Genomic DNA, 22,479 nt, shown 5'->3' on the forward strand with positions numbered 1-22,479 from the left:
TTTTTTTGAATCTTCGAAAAAAAAAAACAGCTTTTCATAAAAAAATACTTGGAAAATCAGCCACAATCACTGTTTTTCCAAGTATTTTTTTATGAATATTTGTAAATTATCGTTTCTTTTGACGAAAAACGACCACGAAATAAACTGCAATAAACAATAACACTAAGAGCGAGTTACTATTTTTAATGAAAGTTAAAAATTGACTTGTTTGCGTTGAAATACCTTTGCCGCCAGTCAATTCTAATAAAAATTGTGTCGTGCCACCTTTGCCTACTACAGTGACTAACATAAGCGCCATCAAAATAAATTGATGGAATAAACTCCCTTTTGTTTGTGTTGTATATTTGATAAGGATGCGGCTATCTTTTGGCAAATCTGTCTCTTGATAATATCGCCTAGCTAAAAAGCTGTTCAATGTGCTTTTGAAAAAACTCAAGAGAAACAGGCCTAAAATAGTCCACGAAGTAAGAAGTAATATTCCCAAACTTCCCGCCAGTCCAACCATTGGTATGTTGTTTGACCATTGTTTCGTTTTACTAGCTACAATCATTGCAAAAATCATCCCTAAAACATAAGGTAAATAGAGATAGATGCCCATATGAGCTCTGCCATAAACCCCTGCAACATAAATGGAACCAAATAAAAATAAATAGTTCCCGACAATCCCGTTAATCAAGGTCGCAAGATTCATTTCTAATGATACTTTATACGCACCGCGTTTGCCATAATGACTAACGAAAAGGACAGCCACCACAAAGAAACAGCAGGCGCCGACAATCGCATAATCAAATTCCACCGCATTCGTTAATAAGCGACCACTTCTTAATAAAAGTAATAACACAAAAAAGATAATAAACAGAATTAATTCTTTTCGTGAAACTTCTGCTGATTCTTCTTCTAGCTCGTTTAATGAAACAGGATAGCTCTTGATTGCTACTAAAGCAAGCAGAAAATAGAGCGCGTACACCAATAACGCCAGTCCAATCTCAGTCGCTTTAAAAAATAAAGCGCCAAATAAAACAGCGGTCAATAAGACTGTCGTTAAAAGATTGCTGTGACTGATTTTTTGACCTTCTTCTTTCAAGAAAAAGCGAATTGATTGATTACTTGGTGGCAACAACGCCCCACTAAGTCCTAACAACATTCCTGAAATACTATAAAGCGGGAAAGAAAAAGCGCCGGCGGTCCCAATTAAGGAACCTGCCAAGCCTAGCAATAGAGAAATCTTTAGTAGACCTAGACTAGTTAAAGACAAATTAATTCCTCGAACCAGAAAAATGCCTGTCATACGCAATGTATAAAATAAGACAAATGGTAAAATTGTTAGAAGGTTGTGTCCATCACTCAATTGAATGTAAAGTAAATAAGGCACAACAATAATCGTATTACTTAGTAAACTTAATGCTGTATTACCAAGACTTTCAATTTTTTTATTCATTTTGACCTCTTCTTTTATCTTTCATTTTCTATTATTTTTAGGGTAGCATTGTTTACTTTTTTTGTCCATAAAATAACAGATGCAGCGATTTCCTAATGTTTATTTTCTACTGTTACGTATAATAGTTAATAACGACAGCTTGGACTTGCTCTGTTCCCTCATTTATATACGTGTGTACTTGATTAGCATCAAAATACATAGCGGCGTCTTTTGGAAGAAGGTATCTCTGATCGCCCACTTCAAGAGCTAATGTTCCTTGAATAACCATGACATATTCTGTCGAACGTTTTGAATGCCCAACAGCTTGATACTTTTTCCCTGAATCTAATTCAAACTGAAAGAGTTCAAAGTTTCTTTCCTGGTTGTCTGAGTAGTAATTAAAGACTCGATAGGAGTGATCTTCAGAATGTTGTGTTACCGTCTCAGTTTTTTTTACCACGGGATTTTTTTTAACATAGTCATCTTCTAATAAATACGTATATGGAACATTGAGTCCATTACTTATTTTCCAAATTGTATTTATGGTAGGATTGGTGGTTCCTTTTTCAATCTGTGAAAGCATCCCTTTACTCACTCCGGTTATCCCAGCTAGTTCATCTAACGTAAGTTTTTTTTCTTGTCTAATTTTTTTTAAATTATTGCCAATAATTGTATTAATCTCCAAAATAGTTGCTCCTTCTGTTTCTTTTTATCATCCAAAAGTTTAATATATTGAACAAAAGTATTCTTTATTGTATTATACAATATATATCTTAGTTGTTCAAAAGGAGTGGTTAATAATGAAAACGCTCATTCGCTCGTTGTGCCTCATTATCGAAGGTCTAGATTTTCAGACACACGTGTTTAAATTTTATACAGAAAGAAGGAAAAAAAGAGAATGAACCACCAATTAGATGCACGCACTGGCATTCGTGAAGCCTTGCCAACGGTTTTTGGCTATATTGGTATTGGCATTGCTTTTGGTATCGTAGGACAAGCAGCAGGTTTTTCCCCTCTTATTGTTAGTGCGATGTCGTTTTTTATTTTTGCAGGATCTGCTCAGTTTGTAACAGTTAGTATGTTGACTGGCGGCAGCCCTATCTTATCTATTGTGTTAGCGACTTTCTTAGTAAATGCGCGTATGATTCTTATGGGAATGACCATTGCGCCTTACTTTAAAGCCGAATCTCTCGGTAAAAATCTCTGGTTGGGAACCTTACTGACGGATGAAAGTTTTGCACTAGGAATGAATAAATTAAACCATACCAAAGGACGTTTAAGTTTTGAGTGGTTTAATGCTGCCAATTTGATTTCCTATGCGACTTGGGTTTTTTCGACGATCATCGGTGCCTATCTAGGGCGCTTTATTGCAAACCCTCAAGCATTAGGTCTTGAGTTTGCGGTCGTGGCTATGTTCATTGGTTTACTTTATCTGCAGATAATTAGTGATCGTTCCATGAAAATCGCTTTACAACTCATCATGGTCCTGATTACTTTTGGGTTGATGTCTATTGGTCTAATTTTTATTCCCAGTAATTTAATTGTCTTAGTTGTCACGTTAATCGGGTGTGGAATAGGAGTGATGATAAAACATGCCTTCTTCTGAGTATCTCTTTCTAACAATTTTAGGCTGTACCGTTGCAACCTGGCTTTCAAGAATACTGCCATTTTTACTTTTAAAAAAAATCAGTCTGCCACAGAAATTATTAGAATATCTAAGTTTTGTTCCCATTGTGATTATGTCCGCCTTATGGTTTAGTAGCTTATTTGAACAAAGAATTGGGCATTTACCAAGCCTCAATCTTCCTTATTTATTCGCTTCATTTCCTACAATTTTAGCCGCAATACTTACTAAAAACTTATTGCTTATTGTACTGGTAGGCATTGCTTCATTTGCACTAATCCAAAATTTTATATAAAAAAATAAGTGAAAATTTATAATATTTTTTAAATATCCTATATTTATTTGAAAATAATATACAAATTATCCAAAAAACATCTTTTTATGTTTTTTTTTGTTCTAATAAGCAAATTATGAGTTCCTTGAAACTATTTTTATAAACTTGTAGAATATATATTGAGAAGCATAGGTATTATCACTTTGTTACAAATCTATCTTTGCCAACTAGCGGAAACTGGTTGGCTTTTGTTTTGGAACACAATTATTCTTTAATATATTATCTATGTAACCTCAGCCAGTGGTCGGTTGAGGTTTTTTCTATGTAATTTAAAATAATACAGCTTACATAGTGATGTATATAAGCTGTACTATTTTATATCAAAAACTATATGAAAATTTTTCTATTTCTTTAAACAACATTACTAGCTTTCTTCCAAAATTTTTTCTTGTTTCAAAAGAAAAACTGTTTTCAATTTTCCAAAACGATATCTGTAACATCGTTCTACATTTTCCCATTTCAGAATACTAACCAAATGAATTCTATTTACATTTTTCACTTCTAAATGTAGTTCATTTAATATATCATCTAAAAATATCCCATTAGGGTGTGCTTTTAAAACCATTCTTAATTCTTCATGATCAATATTCAAATTGATTCTACTCCTTGTTCCCCTTTTAAAATGATATCTTTTTAATCTCTTTTATAAAGCGTGTTAGTAGCATTGTAAATAAACAAAAACTACTAACACTATATTAATGAATTTCGCTAGTATATATTTTTTTATGACTCTTTTTTCTTATTAACAATCACTACCAATACTGCTAAACCACCAATAATAATTAACCCTGCAAGTAATAAAAGATTGCTCATCGTTGTATTTTCACCAGTATGTGGAAAGACGCCTTTTGATGGGACAACCATATCACTCGAATGACTATTATCTGGTACAGTGTTTTTAGGAGGAGTGACGGTAGGAATTTCAGAATATTTTGTATCTCCATCTCCAAAATTTAAATCAGCTTGATTTGGTATTCCCTTGCCATTATTAATATATGGAGCTAATTGATCATCTGTTACATCATCACGTATTTTAGTTGTAATTGTCATCTTATATACATGATTTGCTAAATAACCATAGCTTCCATCTTTTTTATTTAAGGTAAACGTAATTTTGTTTCCTTCAATTTTAAGTTCACCATTTTTAGAAACATCTTTTCCGTTTTCATCTGTAATTGTTACATTTAAAATCTCTAAAAGAGAATTAACAGGATCAACAACCGAAGCTTGTTTCCAATTAGAGGTATCACTTCCAAAAGTTGTATACACATGCCAATCAAATTTTTGATTTCTATTAGTTAAATCAATATGTTGTTCATCCTCTACATCTTTATGAATATCTGGATCAACTGGAGGAATTACTCTTTTATTGGTCATTTTTACTTGAACAGCTTCTGTTTGGCCCCGTTCAATGGTAAATGGTACTGGTGTTTGATCTAATTGGTAATCTTTTGGCGCTTTTGTTTCTACAAATTGATAATCTCCTGGAGCTAAATTATCCACTTTGATTTGGCCTTTGTTGTCTGTCACTAAACCTTCTTGTAATTTCTTACCATCTTTGTCTTGTAACTCAAACTCAGCTCCTTTTAATGTTTCACCAGTTTTATCGTCTACTTTTGTTAACACGACACTTCCTGGTGTCAAGGTATTGTCCATTTTCACTTGGACCGCTTCTATTTGGCCCCGTTCAATGGTAAATGGTACCGGTGTTTGATCTAATTGGTAATCTTTTGGCGCTTTTGTTTCTACAAATTGATAATCTCCTGGAGCTAAATTATCCACTTTGATTTGGCCTTTGTTGTCTGTCACTAAACCTTCTTGTAATTTCTTACCATCTTTGTCTTGTAACTCAAACTCAGCTCCTTTTAATGTTTCACCAGTTTTATCGTCTACTTTTGTTAACACGACACTTCCTGGTGTCAAGGTATTGTCCATTTTCACTTGGACCGCTTCTATTTGGCCCCGTTCAATGGTAAATGGTACCGGTGTTTGATCTAATTGGTAATCTTTTGGTGCTTTTGTTTCTACAAATTGATAATCTCCTGGAGCTAAATTATCCACTTTGATTTGGCCTTTGTTGTCTGTCACTAAACCTTCTTGTAATTTCTTACCATCTTTGTCTTGTAACTCGAATTCCGTACCTTTCAATGCTTCTCCAGTTTTGTCGTCTACTTTTGTTAACACGACACTTCCTGGTGTCAAGGTATTGTCCATTTTCACTTGGACCGCTTCTATTTGGCCCCGTTCAATGGTAAATGGTACCGGTGTTTGATCTAATTGGTAATCTTTTGGTGCTTTTGTTTCTACAAATTGATAATCTCCTGGAGCTAAATTATCCACTTTGATTTGGCCTTTGTTGTCTGTCACTAAACCTTCTTGTAATTTCTTACCATCTTTGTCTTGTAACTCAAACTCAGCTCCTTTTAATGTTTCACCAGTTTTATCGTCTACTTTTGTTAACACGACACTTCCTGGTGTCAAGGTATTGTCCATTTTTACTTGGACCGCTTCTGTTTGGTCATTCTTGATTGTAAATGTTACTGGTGTGGCATCCAATTGATAATCTGCTGGTGCTTTTGTTTCTACAAATTGATAATCTCCTGGAGCTAAATTATCCACTTTGATTTGACCTTTGTCGTCTGTCACTAAACCTTCTTGTAATTTTTTGCCGTCTTTGTCTTGTAATTCAAATTCGGCACCTTTTAATTCTTCTCCTGTTTTTCCATCAGTTTTTGTTAAAATAACTGAACCTACGTAGTCCACAACAACGCCTACACGTTCTGGTTCAACTACTTGTGAATTATTTGCTGAATAAGCAAATGAATTCCAAGCTGCTCTTGTTTTTTCATCTATTTTAGGGTTTGTTAAATCACTTGATAATTTTTCTGGTGCTTTCATTGAAAAAGTCAATGTGATTTTATCCCCTTTCGTCCATTGTCCATCGTTTAAATGCACAATATAAGAATGAATTTTACTCCAATCTGTTACTTCCTTTTCAGCTTTCCAATTCGGTGCTTGCGCTCCTGCTGGATCAACTAAATGATCTGTAGTAGAAGGATAATTCACATCTTTATCTAAATCTTGACGACTTGGATTCATTGCTTCACTATATTCAATAGTTACTTTATCTTGCCATTCATTTGGTATTGTAATTGGTCCTGTTAAAACAGGTGTAAATTTACTACCGCGCTCTGTGTTATCTGTAATTCCTAAATCGTTTTCCGAAGGTAAAACATCCATCATCACAAAGTTGCCAATATCATTCCCAGTGTTCTCCATATTTAATTGATAATCAATTCGTCCACCTAAAGTAGTATATCCAAATTTAGAATAATCGGTATCTTTTTCACCTTTAACTAATTTTTCAGTCTTAATTTGGTTTTCTTTAAGCATTCTGTATTGATTAGACGATAAAACTCTATTTTGAGTATTATTACCATTCGAATTCAAATCATCGGAATCTACTTGTAAGTAAGAATCCGTTAGCGTTGATGCTCCAGAAGGCACAGTAAATTTTTCATCTCCAGAAAATCCATATGTGTCTACTCTCAATGGTGTAGGAGCACCTTTACTAACTTCAATATTGAAACCATATCCTAAATCTTTACCTGGTATTAACTTCTCTTCATTCCACTGAATTTTCACTAATTGCTGATTACTATTATTATAGTTATCAGTTATGATTTTGATTGTTCCATTAGTATTATTTCCATCTTGTGTTTTATTATCCCAATTCGCCGTATTTTTTACCGAATATTCAGGGTCGTCTGTTTTTACTTTTACCCCTACTGGTAGTAGAACCACAGACTCTAATGGTTTATTTAAAGACACTGAAGAACTCTTGTCTGTATAAAAATTTCCTGTAACTCTATTTTCACCTTCTTTGATAATTCCTCCATTCGAATTATCAAATCTTACTGAAGTCCTGACAATTGGTAATGTATCAGCTGGAGTTGGTACAACTTCTGCTGTTCTAGGTCCTGTTAATGAATTAATATCATCGTAATCACTATCTCTATTCCAAGAGACTTCATCCCCATTTGCATTATAACCGACAACGTCATACTTAACTTTATTTGTTACTGTTCCAGTAAAATCTTTTTTGATTGTAAAAATAGGATAGAAATATCCAGATATTAAGCCTGCTGGCATATAGTCATTAACAATTCGAATCTGACTAACGTGCTCCCCATCTTTTAAACCAAGATCACTTCGACTAAAATTTTTAGATCTAATTTCAACATGGTCTAAAGCTTTACGTTCTTGTCCATTTACTGTTAAATAGATTGTCGCGATGGGTACTTTCTTCATATCTACATTATCAGGATATGAAGTGTCCGGTTGATATCTCATCGCACCAGCAAATGGTAAAGAGTATACTTCTAAATTTGAGTCAACATCATAAGTAATATCATATTTCTTAAAATCTTTAGTAGGGCTACTGGCAGTGCCGGGTACTGCTGAAACAGAAAATTTTAACAATGCTGTATCATATACAACTGGGTCAGGGTTGTTACTGTTGAAAGCGCCACCATCGTTTGCTTTTCCATCTACTGGTCCACCATGATTTGGCCAGAACAGATTACCTGGAGGAATCACATTAGGATCACTTTTCCCTGCGGAAACATTCGCAGAAGCATCACTTTGAACAGTATTTCCGTCTAAATCTATACCTTCCGCATGTACCTTATTAGTAAATTTTTGAAAATTATCGATATCATTATTGAATTTTACGGTTACATTAATTTCTTTTTCAAACAATGTATCAATTGCTACTTGTTGTTCTGCTAAGTTCGGAGCATCGAATTCCCAAGTAATTGTTTTTTCATTATTGTTATACGTTCCATTTGCATTATCACTTACATAAGTCATTCCATCAGGCAACGTATCAACTACTGTAATTTTTGAACGTTCTTTAAAGTATAAAAGTCCTGTTGTTTTTTTTGCTGCAGAAACTTTAATATTCCATATACCTGTATCTCCAGCCAAAGGAGGTGTATCTTTCTCGTCTCCATTTGAATCTAAAGTCTTTAGATACGTTTTTGAGGTAGATAAACTAGAACTAGCATTAATCGCTTCTGTTGCTTCTGTTTTTGCATTACCTGAAAATTCATCAGCAGAAAAATCAGCAGTTAGTTTAACCTCAGATCCATTAGAAGTAGTTCCATTGATAGTTCCTACTTTTAAATTCACTGTGCCAGTTTGTCCTGCAGTTAATTCTTGGAATACATAGCTTAAAACACCTGTAGTAGCATCAAACGTTGGTGTAACACCTGCAATTTGAATATTATTCAAGTCTTGATTTAAAGAATACCCTGTAGGAAGAGTAACTGATATTTTTGCATTGTGATATGTTGTTTGGCTACCTGTTACCTTAAAATTTAAAGCATAGACTAAGTCTTCACCTGATAATACAGAGTCACTTACTGGAGAAATGTCTAGGTCAACATTCATATTTCCTGATCTAACGCTCGATACATCATTCTGCGTAGGCATCTTCTGCTCAGGCTCTCCATCATTTTCTGTTGTTGAAGCTTCTGAATTAGCTTGTTTATTATTTGTCTCAGTTGGAATTACCGAAACTGGAAGAACAACCGAACGATAGGTTTGCCCATCTAATCTTATTGCTTTTGCAAACATTGGAGTAGTTGTTCCTTTGTTTGCATCCTTTCCTGTCAATACAAGATTTACTTTTTTTGTATCTTGTTCTTTGTTTTTGAAAATCACTTTAACTTCATTCGCGTTTTGATCATAATTTGCACTACTTGCATCCCCTAATTGTGTATTAGTGACTGCTTGATTCAAGGTTACTGAAGAAGGTAAACTTACAGTTACTTCTTGGTCTTCCTTATTGGTATCAACTAAGGTTACTGCGGTATCCTCACCTTGAGTTACGTCTAGTTTCGCTAATTTAGTTTCATTGTTTTCAAAGTAAATATCTTGTGTTTCTACACTATTATTGTTTGTAACTGTTTCTGCAAAAGCAGCCACGCCAGCAATATTTTGTCCTAATAACATGACAAGCGTCCCTACTATTGATAGACCTTTCTTCCACTTCATCAATATACTTCCTTTCATAAACTAACTTTCTTCCAGACTAGAGCCATATAGAACAGTTCCAGAAAGATTAAATAAAATCTCTCCCAAAATACTCTCCTTTGAATCTTTGTCATTTATACAAGAAGCATTTTCTATAATAGTTATCGTATGATCTATGTTCTCCAGATGTTCCTTCTTTTTTTTATGATTTTTTGTGTCTATTTCACTAGTATCCGTTTCTTTTTTTACTTGCACATCTGGTTTTTCAGAATATTTTTTTTGGTTGTCACCATAATTAAATTCTGCTTGATTATCAATTGTATTTGGTTTAACAACTATTTCATTTTTTATTGTCACATGTACTTGTCCTACTGATACATTCAACAATAAAAACGGAGCCAATAATTGACAACTAAATAGAAAATACTTATTCATACTTCACCTCCTTTCAAGCTTACAACAAGATCACCAAATTTTTTCCATTCATTTGGTCCAGGCGGATTTTTCCAAACAACTTGGTGACAGTTTAAATTTTCTAGTATAAAATCTGATATATATATTTGAGTATGATTCGTTACTTTATGTTCAAATACAATATTAAGATTACGAAAAGACTCTATACTATTTTGTATAAATTCGTTATAAAATTTACCATGAGAAAAATCTACGCACACATATATAACTTCTTCTAAAAAATGGATAGGAATTACTGTTGTAACTAAAAATAAGTAATCATAATAAATTTTCACCTGTTCTTCTTCAGATTTAAAGTACTCATTCAAAGTCGTTTTTTTCAAAAACGAACGAATCAACGAATCACATCGAAAATATACTTCCTGGAAATAGCTTTTTTGAGAATCAAATATAAATGTGGATTCTTGAAAATGAAAATACAACCACTTTCTATTAATTCTATATAGTTCTTTTCTTATTAACTGATTATATTCTTCCTCCACGTTAACGAAAGCTTCAAAATCTCCAAGAAAGTTATTTGTTATTTTCTCTACATCTTTATCCACGTCTAAATTTACATTCCATTCGGCTACTTCATTTATTAAATTTTCTGTATAGCAGAAAAAATACAAATGTTGAATTTCAGTCTTTTGTGCAAGAACATTTTTATTTAAAGACTTTGTGTAGAATTTAGCATATGGATATATCTCTATATCAGATAATTCTAGTATTGGTTGTGTGAGTGCTTCTTTTTTTTCTGTTCTCAAAAAGGAAATACCTAAAAATATATCCAACCTATACTCTTGAACTCTAGTTGGGAATATTCCCTCATTTACTAAAAATAGGTGTTTAAACTCAGTAATCCTATGTTTTATATTACTTGAAAATGGCATACCTAAACCGCTATAAAATTCAGTAAATAAAGAGAAAAAAAATGACCGAACCCATACTTCATTACCAATTATTTTTAGATTTTTAATTTTCAAATTAAAATCTTTTAGGTTTTCTTTCAAAACTTTTAATTCATTATAAAAAGAAGCCCTACTAAGAAACAATTTGTTAGCTATGAACTCAGCATTATGATTACTTCCAGTTAATAGTTCAAATAATAATTGATATTGTTTGCTTTCTTCTAGATAATACAAACGAAATTTTTTTGTAGCTAAATTATCTAATCCACTAATATGCATTTCTCCTGAAGGTTCTACTGAAATATCAATTTTCAAATTTAATATTGTACTCTCTTCTATAATCTCAGTAAAATATCGTTCCAATTTGTATTTGGAAATACCTAAAAGTTCCATTAACTGTCCTTGAGAAAAAAAAGTATTTTGCTTTAACTCTAATAATTTCACAACATAATATTTATTTCTTAATTCTTCATCTAAAAAAAGATTAAAGTTCATGGCATATTCTCCGTTCTTCTGACCATAGAATAATCTAAATCATTTTATTTTTCTATGGAGTATCATCAGTTTATTCTAAAGTTTTTTGTTGAAGCAAAAAAAATAATAGAATACTTTAATTTATTTTAATTAAAGTATTCTTTCCACACAAATGAGACGGGTTTTCATTTTGTTTTATATAATTAGTTGAAATTACAACAAATATACTTTATTTATGTATCATTTCAAAATAAATACTCTTATTACGGCAACAAAATATTCTACTATATCTATAATATTTAACGGCTAGTTTTTATTTTTCAAATTACATAAAAAAAGAGTATAGAGCCCATACATGAACTCTACTCTTTCAATTCAAATTAACTAATTTGTAACTAAAAATTTTTTCACTTGATTATGATTACTCAAAATCAAATTATCTGTAATTTCTTTATTTTTACCATCTTCAAACACTAACTCCCATGGGCTGTCTTTTGCATGAGTCGCTGATACAATTTCATAATCTTCTTTTCCCTCTGTAACAGACAAAACCTTATTATCGCATCATTTAAACAATTTAATTTTTCATTATCTAACAAACTTTTTACAGTTGTTTCCGAAATATCAGATTTTTCAACTTGCTTATTTCCGTTCTTATACTTATGATATACAGACCAATAAACTGGTCCATAGGTAAAAGCTACAGGATTTTATTTAAACAGTTTTTCTCCTTTGAGTAAACATTCAGCATAAATCATATATAATATTTTTTGCAACCGTAAATGGATCATTCCTTTTATGCCCAATACATATTCCGCACTATCAAAAGGTTTAAGGTATGTCTCTTCAAAATTGTCTTTCAACAATTTAAATAGAACGATTAGGTCATTCATCCATTACTACAACGATTGATACTTATGGTCATTTATACCCTAATTCTCAAAAATCAATGAGCGACAAATTTGATAATTATGATATTTTCGAGCTATAAAATAACATGTTTTAAATACTAATTTTTAATAAGTAGGCAATTTTAGGCATCGCAAACTTTCAAAACAAAAAAAGACAGATATACCTATTACCTTTACGGCTTGGTGTATCTGTCTTTTCAATCTATGCCAGCTGCAGGGATCGAACCTGTGACCTACGCGTTACGAGTGCGTTGCTCTACCAACTGAGCTAAGCTGGCCTGAAACAAATCTATTATAGGACTTTCTACTTTATTTGTAAAGTCTGTTTGTTATTTATTTATGCAAAATCTCTTTAAAATAAGCCAAATAGCGACTTTACAAACTTTTTTCTGAAAATGTGGTATAATAGAGATATCAAGAAAGGATGGTTTTTTGTATGTCAAATTTTAATGGTATGGTTACTCCTGTTGTTCCATCGGATGCTGGTAAGGATTTCGCCGTTGACACCCATGTTACTTTTCTTGTTCACGGACAGCCACAAACAGGCGTTGTTACGAAACAATTAAAAAATGCCGCTGTCGTCGAAATTGACGAAACGCAAAAAAACAATCACTTAATGGTGCACAGCAATGGTGTGATTGTTATTAATTACAAACAATTGAAAAAGATTTAATTCTTCAAGCGTGGGAAATTTCCCCCGCTCTTTTTTATGTACAGAATTGGAATACTTTCCAATTCGTCGGAAACTATAATGCTGTAATAAACGCAAAAAAACCAAAAATAATTCCGGGCACATTAGCAAAAATAATGGACTTATCTCGTGTTTCTCCATCGTCTCCATATAACCCATGAATCGTCCAAAAAATACAATTAATCATTGCCACTAATGGTTGCGTCGGATTGCCTTTTTCCCCATGTAAATTTCCATAAATTTGTGGAATATATGAAACATACATCAAAACTGACATCACACTAGCAATCACAGCGATAGCGTGTAAGACTTTTTTATTCTTTTTCATAGCTCCTCCTTTGTTTTTTTATTTTTTATTATACACCTAGAAAAGTTCTTTAAGCAAAAGAAAACCGTTAGTAACCATAATCGGTTACCTAACGGTTTTTTGTTATTATTTTGTTCCGAATAAACGGTCACCAGCATCCCCTAAACCAGGAACGATATAGCCGTCTTCGTTTAAGCGCTCATCTAAAGCTGCTGTATAAATATCTACATCTGGGTGCGCTTCTTGTAAAGCTTTCACACCTTCTGGAACGGCCACTAGACATACAAATTTAATGTTGCTAGCACCACGTTCTTTTAATGAATCGATGGCCATAATTGCGGAACCACCTGTTGCTAGCATTGGGTCAACAACAAATAATTGACGACTTGCAATGTCTTCAGGTAATTTCACGAAGTATTCATGTGGTTGCAATGTTTCTTCATCACGGTAAAGTCCAACGTGTCCAACTTTCGCTGCTGGAATTAATTCTAAAATCCCATCAACCATGCCAATGCCGGCACGTAAAATAGGAATGATTGCTACTTTTTTCCCTGAAAGTGTTTTTTGTGTTGATTTACCCATCGGTGTTTCGATGACAACATCCTCTAAAGGCATATCCCGTGATACTTCATAAGCCATTAACATAGCAATTTCGTTGACAACTTCGCGGAAAACCTTTGTCCCACAGTTCTTTTCGCGAATCATTGTTAGTTTGTGTTGAATTAGCGGATGATCAATTACTTGAAATTTTCCCATATCTATTCTCCTTCATTATTTTATTCTTTCTTATTGTAAAACAAAAGAGCCTAGGACACAAGTTGAATTCCTTAAATCCTAAGCTCCGACTCTTATTTGTACAGAGAATCGCGCTTCAGCTATCCCTGATGTTAGTTATATAATGGATATTTTTTAGTTAGCGCTGCTACAGCTGCTTTGACTTCATCATGAACTGCTGTATTTTCTGGATCTTTTAAGACTTGAACGATTAATTTAGCAACTTCTACCGCATCTTCTTCTTTAAAACCACGTGAAGTAATCGCAGGCGTTCCAATACGGATACCACTTGTTTTAAATGGACTTAATTGTTCAAACGGAATTGAATTTTTATTGACAGTAATATTTACACTATCTAAAATAGCTTCTGCTTCTTTTCCATTTAAACCAAAACCTGTCACTTCAATCAGTAATAAGTGGTTGTCTGTTGCCCCACTAATTAAACGAGCTTCTGGCGCTTGATTGAAAACTTTCGTCATCGCTTGCGCATTTGCAATCACTTGCTGACTATATTCAGCAAAACTTGGATCCAAAGCTTCTTTAAAAGCTGCGGCTTTTCCGGCAATCACATGTTCCAACGGGCCACCTTGAATGCCTGGGAAAATACTACTATTTACTTTTTTCGCCAATTCTTCGCTATTTGTCAAAATTAAACCGCCACGAGGACCACGCAATGTTTTATGGGTCGTACTTGTTACGATATCAGCATACGGAACTGGATTTGGGTGCAACCCTGAAGCCACCAAGCCTGCAATATGCGCCATATCAACCATTAACTTGGCATCTACTTCATCAGCGATTTCACGGAAACGTTTGAAGTCAATCGTTCGTGAATACGCACTTGCGCCAGCAACAATTAATTTTGGACGATGTTCTCTTGCTAAAATTCGCACGACATCGTAATCGATTACTTCTGTTGAAGGATCCACTCCATAACTGACAAAATTATAGGTTTTTCCACTAAAGTTAACGGGCGAACCATGTGTTAAGTGACCACCAGCTGATAAATCCATCCCAAAAATGGTATCACCTGGTTCAACCAATGAAAGGTATGCCGCTGTATTGGCTTGAGAACCTGAATGGGCTTGTACATTCGCGAATTTTGCACCAAATAATTCTTTGGCACGATCAATAGCTAAATTTTCTACGATATCGATAAATTCACAACCACCATAGTACCGTTTGCCAGGGTAACCTTCTGCGTATTTATTCGTTAAAATACTTCCTTGGGCAGCCATAACTGCTTTTGACACGACATTCTCAGATGCGATTAGTTCCAAGTTATTTTCTTGACGCTCTTCTTCTCTTGCAATTGCATTCCATAAATCTGGGTCATACGTTTTGTAATCCATTCAAACAACACTCCATTTTGTTTTCTTTTGTCTGATTGTATCATACTTCTGTGTCAGCTTCGTTACAAATACCTCTTATTTTTCAAAAAATTTTTGATTGGCTGATTTTTTCAAGCGATTCATGTAAGCAGTGCCTAAACCAGTTTCTGCAAATCCTTGTGCAAAAATCGTGGTAGCTCCTTGCTCATCTAACGCTCTTAACCCTGCAAATAGTTCTTTTGTGGCATTTTTAACCGTTTCTGCACCATAAGAATAAACAAACGCATTTTCTGTATCTAGTTGTGCTGCCTGTTCATCACTTAAAAATAAGCCGATTTTTTCCTGTTGTTCTTTTGCTTGCTGAATCGCCGCTTGCCATTCTGCTGTTTGACCGCTTATAATCCAAACTTCCGCATCAGGAGAATAGTGTTTGTATTTCATCCCTGGCGCTTTGGGTGCTGCAGTTTCACTAATCAAATGTGTATCGATTTTCACTCGGGGAATAATGCTTTCCAACTGCTCTTTGGTAATTGCTCCTGGTCGTAAAATAACTGGCACACCATCTTCCGCCGTTAAATCTAAGACCGTTGACTCCACCCCAATCTGCGTTGGGCCATCATCTAATATGGCAGCAATTTTCCCCTGCAAATCATGATAAACATGCTCTGCAGATGTTGGACTAGGCTTGCCAGAAGTGTTCGCACTTGGTCCGACCAATGGAACATTGGCTTGTTCAATCAAAGCTAAGGTCGCTTGGTTATCTGGCATACGAAAAGCGACTGTCTCTAAACCACCTGTTACTGTTTTAGAAAATGTATCCCTAGGCACATTAAAAATTAAAGTTAATGGTCCCGGCCAAAAGGCAGACACCAATTTTGTAGCGACTTCTGGTAAGGTCGCCACGTATTTTTTGACCATTTCAACGTTGTTCACATGAACAATCAATGGATTATCACTGGGGCGGCCTTTTACTTGGTAAACTTTTTTTACTGCCGCTTCATTTAAGGCATCGGCACCTAAGCCATAAACAGTTTCTGTTGGAAAAGCCACTAGCTCGCCTGCTTGAATGGCTGCTGCTGCTTGGGCTATTTCTTGTTTGGTTAATTTTTTTGTTTCCATTGCAAATCGCTCCTTCTAGAAAAGTGGCGACGAAGAACCTTAGTTACTCGGCTATCGCGAGGCGATCGTTGCCAGATAAATCTTTTTCAATTTTAATTGTTTTTTGTGGATAAGCGGCGCTCAATAATTCTTGGAGGGCCGCGCCTTGTTGAAACCCTATTTCAAAATAAATTTTACCGTCTGCTTTAAGCATCGTTTGACTTTCATGAATTAATTGTTGGTATAAGGCCAAACCGTTATTTTCAGCGAATAAAGCGGTTTTAGGTTCATACGTTCGGACACTTGCATCCATTAAATGCCATTCTTGTTCACTAATATAGGGCGGATTAGAAATAAGCAGATCAATTTTTTCAGAAGTAACTGGCTGTAAGCCATTCCCATGATAAAATTCGATGCCAGCACCTAATGCTTGCGCGTTTTGTTTAGCGACAGTCAACGCTTCCTCTGAAAGATCAATGGCAATAACTCGCCAGTTGGGCCGTGCCAGTTTCAAGCTAATCGCAATGGCGCCTGTCCCTGTTCCGACATCTACGACCGTCAAAGGAGTATCTGGATTGGCTTTTAAGCAACGCTCGACTAATTCTTCTGTTTCTGGCCTAGGAATCAAAGTATGTTCATTAACAATAAAGGAATGTCCATAAAATTCAGCTTGTCCTAGCAAATATTGTGCTGGGTAATCTGTCAATAATTGGGCTAAATCCGTTTTTAATTGTTCCTCTTCTTCTTGGGGCATTTCTTCTTGCATATGCAGGAGCCACTGCGTTTTATCCCAACCTTTACGTTCTAAAAAAACATAGTGAATAGCATAGCCTTCTTTGCCTTGCGCCTCTAAAAAAGAAGAAGCCCAGTTAAGGACTTCAAAGTAACGTTTAGCCATTTTGCATCTCTTCTAATTTCGATGTTTGATCATATAAGACTAATGCATCAATGATTTCATCTAATTTGCCAGCAAGAATCTGGTCTAGTTTTTGGATGGTTAAACCGATACGATGATCCGTTACTCGATTTTGTGGGAAGTTATACGTTCTGATTCGTTCTGAACGATCTCCGGTCCCCACCGCCGATTTACGGTTAGCATCATATTCACTTTGTGCTTCTTGTTGAATTTGGTCATACACACGAGCACGCAAAACTTTCATTGCTTTTTCACGGTTTTTTAGCTGTGAACGTTCATCTTGCATTGCGACTACGATTCCTGTTGGTAAATGGGTTAATCGAACAGCCGAAGCGGTTTTATTGACGTGCTGTCCACCAGCGCCACTTGCATGATAAATATCGACACGGATATCTTTATCAGCTAATTCGATTTCGACTTCTTCGGCTTCCGGCATAACTACAACGGTTGCTGTCGATGTATGAATCCGTCCTTGTGATTCTGTTGAAGGAACTCGTTGCACGCGGTGAGCGCCACTTTCATATTTTAATTTTGAAAAGACGTTATCTCCTGAAATCATCATAATTACTTCTTTATATCCACCGATTCCAGTGACGTTCGCTTCTAAAACTTCCGCTTTCCACCCTTGTGCTTCTGCATATTTTTGGTACATATTAAATAAGTCGCCAGCAAAAAGTGCGGCTTCATCGCCACCTGCTGCACCACGGATTTCCATGATGATATTTTTATCATCATTTGGGTCTTTTGGTAATAATAAAATTTTAATGCGGTCTTCTAACACTTCTTTTTCTTTTTTCAAATCAGAAAGTTCTTCTTTCGCCATTTCGGCCATTTCCGCATCTAAGTTTTCACTTAAAAGTTCTTCGGCATCGCTAATCCCTTCAACAACTTGTTTATATCGGCGATAAACCTCAACCGTCTCACGTGTATTAGCTTCTTCTTTCGATAATTCCATGAAACGTTTTGTATCGCTAATGACTGCTGGGTCACTTAATAATTCGCCCAATTCCTCATAGCGATCTTCAATAGATTGTAATTGATCGTACATAGTGTCTCTCCTTACTGTTCTTCATTCACTGTTTTTGGATGAAAATAATGTTTGCGACAAACAGGATAGTAGGCTTCATTCCCACCAATTTGGACTTGATCCCCTTCATAAACGGGTTTGCCATCAATATAGTGCAAGTTCATAGTTGCTTTTTTATGACAGAACCAGCAAATCGTTTTTAATTCTTCTAATTTGTCTGCATATAAAAGTAAATACTTTGAGCCTTCAAATAATTCATTTCTAAAATCATTCTTTAGCCCAAATGCCATTACTGGAATATCTAATTCGTCAACAATTCGTGCAAATTCAATGACATGATGCTTGTTTAAAAATTGACATTCATCGACTAATACGCAAAAAGGTTTGTAAGACAAATCATTAATCAAGTCAAAGACATTGGTTTCTTCAAAAATTGGAATAGCATCTCTGCGTAATCCGATGCGACTGGATACTTTCCCAACACCATCACGTGTATCTAGTCCACTGGTCATCAAAACAACTGGTTTGTCTTGTTCTTCGTAATTGTGTGCTACTTTTAAGATTTCAATGGTTTTACCACTGTTCATTGCGCCATACTTGAAAAATAATTGAGCCATGTTCACTACACCTTTCCGTTAGTTCCTTACGTATTTTACTATATTTTCAGCAAAAAAGCAGTATTTTTAGCTAAAATGGTCGTGCATTTTTCTGAAAAAAACAGAATCTACGCCAAAGTCATTTTAGCAGGGCTGTTTATACTCCAACTAATGATCCTGCTAGTATGCAATAAAAAAGCCCGAAATTGTAGTTATTTGACTACAATTTCAGACTTTTTAATGCTAGTTATTTTTGAGCAGAGGCAAATTCTGCTGATTGCGTACCTGCTTGACGACCATAAATGATAATATCGGCGATGGCATTGCCTCCGATACGGTTTTGACCATGTAAGCCACCTGTTAATTCACCAGCAGCATATAGACCTTTAATTGGTGTGCCATCTTCACGTAAAACTTCTGTTTTCGTGTTGATTTTCACGCCACCCATTGTGTGGTGAATCCCTGGTGCAATTTTAATTGCGTAGTAAGGCGCTGTGCTTAAGTCAGCTTCCATTCCAGTTGTCCGGCCAAATTGTTTGTCATCTTTGGCATTAACATCTTGGTTCCAAGTATCAATCGTTGCTTTCAATGTATTGGCAGGCATGCCAATTTTTTCAGCTAATTCTTCAATCGTTTCACCTTTTTCCACGAAGCCTTTTTGATCATAGAAATCAATGGCTTTTGCACGGTCGCGTACGCCTTGGTCAAAGACTAAATAAGCTGATTTTTCTGGTAAGGCATTGATTGCTGCGGAAACTTTGTCGCGTGTATCTAACTCATTAACAAAACGTTCTCCTTTTTGAGAAGCCAAGATTGCGCCTTCTCCACGAACTGCTTCACCAATTAAGAAAGCATCGCTTTGTTGAACAGTTGGGTGAATTTGAATTTCTTTCATATCCACTAACGCACCACCAACTTTTTGAATCATTTGGATACCGTCACCTGTTGTTCCTTCTTGGTTCGTTGTAACATAGTTTTTCAATTCTGGTTTGTATTGTGTAATTAATTTTTCGTTGGCACCGAAACCACCTGTTGTGACAACGACTGCTTTTGCTTTAACTGTTTTTTCTTTATCATCTTTCATTTTCACTTTTACGCCATCGATTTGACCGTTTTCTTCAACTAAGTCTGTCACGTCAGCATCAACAAACAATGGAATTTTTTCTTCGCGAACGTTACGTACTAACCCGTCAACTAGATAGCCCCCAATTGCTGATCCGTCAGCAGGTCGGTGTGTGCGTTTTTCGCTCATTCCACCTGTAATAGTTAAATTGCTCAATGTAATTCCTTTTGTATCTAACCAATCAATTGCTTCAGCTGAATGATCAACAAAATAACGTAGTAATTCTTGATCGTTGGTTCCTTTACCGCCTTTTAGTGTTTCTTCAAAGAATTTATCGTTGCTATCTTTAATGCCTTCTTTTTCTTGGAATTTTGTTTGTGAAGCATTCATTCCTGAAGACGATTTAATTGTATTCCCACCTGCAACAGGCATTTTTTCTAAAATAACTGGATTCATGCCAGCTTCTTTGGCTTGTAATGCAGCGGTCATCCCTGCACCACCTGAACCAACAATAACAACATCATAACTGTCTTTTAGTTCACTTGGATCTGTATAACCATTAGCAGAGGCACCAGATGTTGCTTCTGTTTTTTCAGAAGATGCTTTTGTTTTACCAGCAGCTTTTTCTTGATCGCTTGTACAACCTGTTGCTGCACCTAATAATAACCCTAGGGAAAGAACTCCCATTAACACTTTTTTCATTGTTTTCCCACCTTATAAACTATTGATTTCTACCAACACAATTTCTTATTTTTCATTTGAATAAAAATAACAGTTTGTTACATAAAGTGAACACATTCACATATCAACCGAAATAAAAAAGCTACCACTACTTTTTAAAGTTGTATCGTTAGACAAACTGACCAATTATTAATAAGTTGTTTGGGGAACAACCTATTTTTCTATTCTTTCATAAAGTATCATGTTCTCGCTTGTTTGTGGATGTTTTCCAATTATTTCTAACGAATTTCTTATTTTTATTTGTCATTTCAAGGATTTTCTGGCAGAATTATTCGTTTGAGGCGAAAAGTTTTGGTATACTTAGTTTAATTAGAATTGGGAGGTTATCTAGTGAACCATACACGTTTGCTGTGGCTAGCACAGCGAAAAAGCGATCGATTTATTCGCAAAAATTTTTCATCTATTCAAATCATCGTCGCTTATTACATATTAATGACGGTTATTTCTTATTTATTGTTTTGCCTCCCTATTTTCAGAGAACCTGACTCGCATGTTCCTTTTATTGATTTATTTTTCTTAGCAATCAGTACAGTCAGTGTTACTGGACTCACCACAGTCGATATTAATTCGGTTTTTAATGATCGTGGGATTGTCTTATTGGAGGTTCTTTTCCAAGTTGGTGGCTTAGGGATTATGATGATTTCAACGGTCTTTTTTATTTTATCAAAACGGCGAATCACATTAAAGCAACGTCAGTTAATTATGACTGACATGAATCAGCCGCGACTGAGCGGAATTGTTCGACTGATCCGCACCACTTTTTTGATTTTAATTTGGTTCCAAGTAATCTTCGGCTCGCTCTTTTCGCTTTATTTTTATATAAGTGGTTATTATACAAACTGGCGAGATGCGATATTCTATGGATTTTATCAAGCTATTTCTGCAGTGACTAATTCAGGCTTTGATATTTCAGGTGATTCAATTATTCCTTTTGCTCATGATTATCTCTTTTTACTGGCAATTATGTTCTTAATTTTTATCGGCGGAATTGGATTTCCCGTTTTACTGGAAATTCATGAGTGGTTACATTTTAAGAAAAAGAACTTTCGCAAGAAGAAACGAGGCTTGCCTTTCCGCTTTTCATTGTTTAGTAAAATTGCTTTGCTAGCGTTTATTGTTCTGTTTATTGGTGGGACTATTTTGATTTACTTATTAGAAAAAGATCACCTATTTTTGACAATGAATGAAAGTGGCCGTTGGGTAAGTTCGATGTTTTATTCGATGACTACACGAAACGCTGGCCTCCAAATTAATGATTTAGGGGACTTCCAAATTACAACGTTGATTATTTTTTCTGTGTTAATGTTTATTGGTTGTAGTCCTAGCTCTGTTGGTGGTGGTGTTCGAACAACGACTGTTGCGATTATTGGCTTGTATTTGTTAGCCTTTTTAAAAAGTGAAGATGATATTAGCATCTTTAGCCGTAAAATAGATGACGATGATGTCAAAAAATCGATTGTCGTCTTCATGTTATCTTTGATTATGTGCTTTTTCGCTGTCGTCTTTTTGTCAGCCACTGAAAATCTGCCCTTGATTTCAATCATTGTGGAAGTCGCTTCTGCCTTTGGAACAACCGGTCTTTCTTTGGGCATTACAGACGATTTAACAACAGTAGGTAAATTAATGATTGCCTTATTAATGTTTATTGGACGTATTGGTATGCTTTATACCTTAATGATTTTTGTACCAAAAGAAACACGTGACTTAGGCTACGAATATCCTTCAGAAAAAATTATTATTGGATAAAAAAACAAAGCCTCTCAAGTAAGAGG

The 22,479-nt window shown here is 35.0% G+C and carries 19 protein-coding genes, 1 tRNA gene and 1 pseudogene; 5 read left to right on the plus strand and 16 right to left on the minus strand.

The window, feature by feature from the left end:
* Window positions 1-106: 106 nt before the first annotated feature.
* The gene (locus tag MKZ30_RS09645) at window positions 107-1,438 is read right to left on the minus strand and encodes a hypothetical protein (protein ID WP_002419494.1); all 1,332 of its coding nucleotides are present in this window, start codon (window positions 1,436-1,438) and stop codon (window positions 107-109) included.
* 112 nt (window positions 1,439-1,550) lie between these two features.
* Window positions 1,551-2,102 carry a helix-turn-helix domain-containing protein gene (locus tag MKZ30_RS09650; RefSeq protein ID WP_033600818.1) on the minus strand — a complete coding sequence of 184 codons (552 nt, stop codon included), beginning with the start codon at window positions 2,100-2,102 and terminating at the stop codon, window positions 1,551-1,553.
* 213 nt (window positions 2,103-2,315) lie between these two features.
* Between MKZ30_RS09650 and MKZ30_RS09655 the strand changes: the two genes are divergently transcribed.
* Both MKZ30_RS09655 and MKZ30_RS09660 read left to right on the plus strand, forming a co-directional pair.
* Window positions 2,316-3,023 carry an AzlC family ABC transporter permease gene (locus MKZ30_RS09655; protein ID WP_002356628.1) on the plus strand — a complete coding sequence of 236 codons (708 nt, stop codon included), beginning with the start codon at window positions 2,316-2,318 and terminating at the stop codon, window positions 3,021-3,023.
* Window positions 3,010-3,336, plus strand: a complete 327-nt coding sequence (locus MKZ30_RS09660) for an AzlD domain-containing protein (protein WP_002362235.1) — start codon at window positions 3,010-3,012, stop codon at window positions 3,334-3,336. The genes MKZ30_RS09655 and MKZ30_RS09660 overlap by 14 nt, the downstream gene beginning before the upstream one ends.
* A 403-nt stretch (window positions 3,337-3,739) precedes the next feature.
* Here MKZ30_RS09660 and MKZ30_RS09665 read toward each other — a convergent pair whose 3' ends face one another.
* From MKZ30_RS09665 to MKZ30_RS09685, 5 genes are all read right to left on the minus strand, one after another.
* Window positions 3,740-3,967, minus strand: coding sequence for a hypothetical protein (locus MKZ30_RS09665; protein ID WP_033600817.1), 228 nt, complete (start codon window positions 3,965-3,967; stop codon window positions 3,740-3,742).
* Window positions 3,968-4,098: 131 nt separating this feature from the next.
* A complete protein-coding gene (locus MKZ30_RS09670; RefSeq protein WP_249958759.1) occupies window positions 4,099-9,435 on the minus strand; it encodes a SpaA isopeptide-forming pilin-related protein in 5,337 nt (1,778 codons plus the stop codon).
* 21 nt (window positions 9,436-9,456) lie between these two features.
* Window positions 9,457-9,849 (minus strand): hypothetical protein, encoded by a 393-nt coding sequence (locus tag MKZ30_RS09675; RefSeq protein ID WP_033600959.1) that lies wholly within the window; start codon window positions 9,847-9,849, stop codon window positions 9,457-9,459.
* Window positions 9,846-11,273, minus strand: coding sequence for a helix-turn-helix domain-containing protein (locus MKZ30_RS09680; RefSeq protein ID WP_033600958.1), 1,428 nt, complete (start codon window positions 11,271-11,273; stop codon window positions 9,846-9,848). The genes MKZ30_RS09675 and MKZ30_RS09680 overlap by 4 nt, the downstream gene beginning before the upstream one ends.
* Window positions 11,274-11,636: 363 nt before the next feature.
* A complete protein-coding gene (locus tag MKZ30_RS09685) occupies window positions 11,637-11,801 on the minus strand; it encodes a hypothetical protein (protein ID WP_154230836.1) in 165 nt (54 codons plus the stop codon).
* 325 nt (window positions 11,802-12,126) lie between these two features.
* On the opposite strand from MKZ30_RS09685, the pseudogene MKZ30_RS09690 reads away from it, so the two are divergent.
* Window positions 12,127-12,243, plus strand: a pseudogene (locus tag MKZ30_RS09690) (tyrosine-type recombinase/integrase); the annotation flags it as partial.
* 125 nt (window positions 12,244-12,368) lie between these two features.
* Here the strand turns inward: MKZ30_RS09690 and MKZ30_RS09695 are convergent.
* Window positions 12,369-12,441 (minus strand) — tRNA-Thr (locus tag MKZ30_RS09695).
* A 158-nt stretch (window positions 12,442-12,599) separates the two neighbouring features.
* On the opposite strand from MKZ30_RS09695, the gene MKZ30_RS09700 reads away from it, so the two are divergent.
* Window positions 12,600-12,836, plus strand: coding sequence for a hypothetical protein (locus MKZ30_RS09700; protein ID WP_002381528.1), 237 nt, complete (start codon window positions 12,600-12,602; stop codon window positions 12,834-12,836).
* A 73-nt stretch (window positions 12,837-12,909) separates the two neighbouring features.
* Here MKZ30_RS09700 and MKZ30_RS09705 read toward each other — a convergent pair whose 3' ends face one another.
* From MKZ30_RS09705 to MKZ30_RS09740, 8 genes are all read right to left on the minus strand, one after another.
* On the minus strand, window positions 12,910-13,182 hold the full coding sequence (locus MKZ30_RS09705) for a membrane protein (RefSeq protein ID WP_002356625.1): 273 nt from the start codon (window positions 13,180-13,182) through the stop codon (window positions 12,910-12,912).
* A gap of 105 nt (window positions 13,183-13,287) precedes the next feature.
* Window positions 13,288-13,917: a uracil phosphoribosyltransferase gene (upp, locus tag MKZ30_RS09710; protein WP_002356624.1), complete on the minus strand. Its 630-nt coding sequence runs from the start codon at window positions 13,915-13,917 to the stop codon at window positions 13,288-13,290.
* A gap of 131 nt (window positions 13,918-14,048) precedes the next feature.
* The gene (gene glyA / locus MKZ30_RS09715; protein WP_249958760.1) at window positions 14,049-15,287 is read right to left on the minus strand and encodes a serine hydroxymethyltransferase; all 1,239 of its coding nucleotides are present in this window, start codon (window positions 15,285-15,287) and stop codon (window positions 14,049-14,051) included.
* Between the two features lie 75 nt (window positions 15,288-15,362).
* Window positions 15,363-16,385, minus strand: coding sequence for an L-threonylcarbamoyladenylate synthase (locus MKZ30_RS09720; RefSeq protein ID WP_002382682.1), 1,023 nt, complete (start codon window positions 16,383-16,385; stop codon window positions 15,363-15,365).
* 43 nt (window positions 16,386-16,428) lie between these two features.
* Window positions 16,429-17,262: a peptide chain release factor N(5)-glutamine methyltransferase gene (gene prmC / locus MKZ30_RS09725; protein ID WP_033600912.1), complete on the minus strand. Its 834-nt coding sequence runs from the start codon at window positions 17,260-17,262 to the stop codon at window positions 16,429-16,431.
* Complete coding sequence (gene prfA / locus MKZ30_RS09730; protein ID WP_002356619.1) at window positions 17,255-18,328, minus strand: peptide chain release factor 1; 1,074 nt, start codon at window positions 18,326-18,328, stop codon at window positions 17,255-17,257. Before prfA ends, prmC begins: the two co-directional genes overlap by 8 nt.
* A gap of 11 nt (window positions 18,329-18,339) precedes the next feature.
* Window positions 18,340-18,924, minus strand: a complete 585-nt coding sequence (locus MKZ30_RS09735; RefSeq protein WP_002356618.1) for a thymidine kinase — start codon at window positions 18,922-18,924, stop codon at window positions 18,340-18,342.
* 226 nt (window positions 18,925-19,150) lie between these two features.
* Window positions 19,151-20,668, minus strand: a complete 1,518-nt coding sequence (locus MKZ30_RS09740) for a flavocytochrome c (protein ID WP_033600911.1) — start codon at window positions 20,666-20,668, stop codon at window positions 19,151-19,153.
* A 369-nt stretch (window positions 20,669-21,037) separates the two neighbouring features.
* Here MKZ30_RS09740 and MKZ30_RS09745 point away from each other — a divergent pair, with 369 nt between their 5' ends.
* Window positions 21,038-22,453 (plus strand): TrkH family potassium uptake protein, encoded by a 1,416-nt coding sequence (locus MKZ30_RS09745; protein ID WP_010715390.1) that lies wholly within the window; start codon window positions 21,038-21,040, stop codon window positions 22,451-22,453.
* Window positions 22,454-22,479 lie beyond the last annotated feature (26 nt).

The organism is Enterococcus sp. LX10, assembly GCF_023539285.1.
In the GTDB taxonomy this organism is placed as follows: Bacteria; Bacillota; Bacilli; order Lactobacillales; family Enterococcaceae; genus Enterococcus; species Enterococcus faecalis.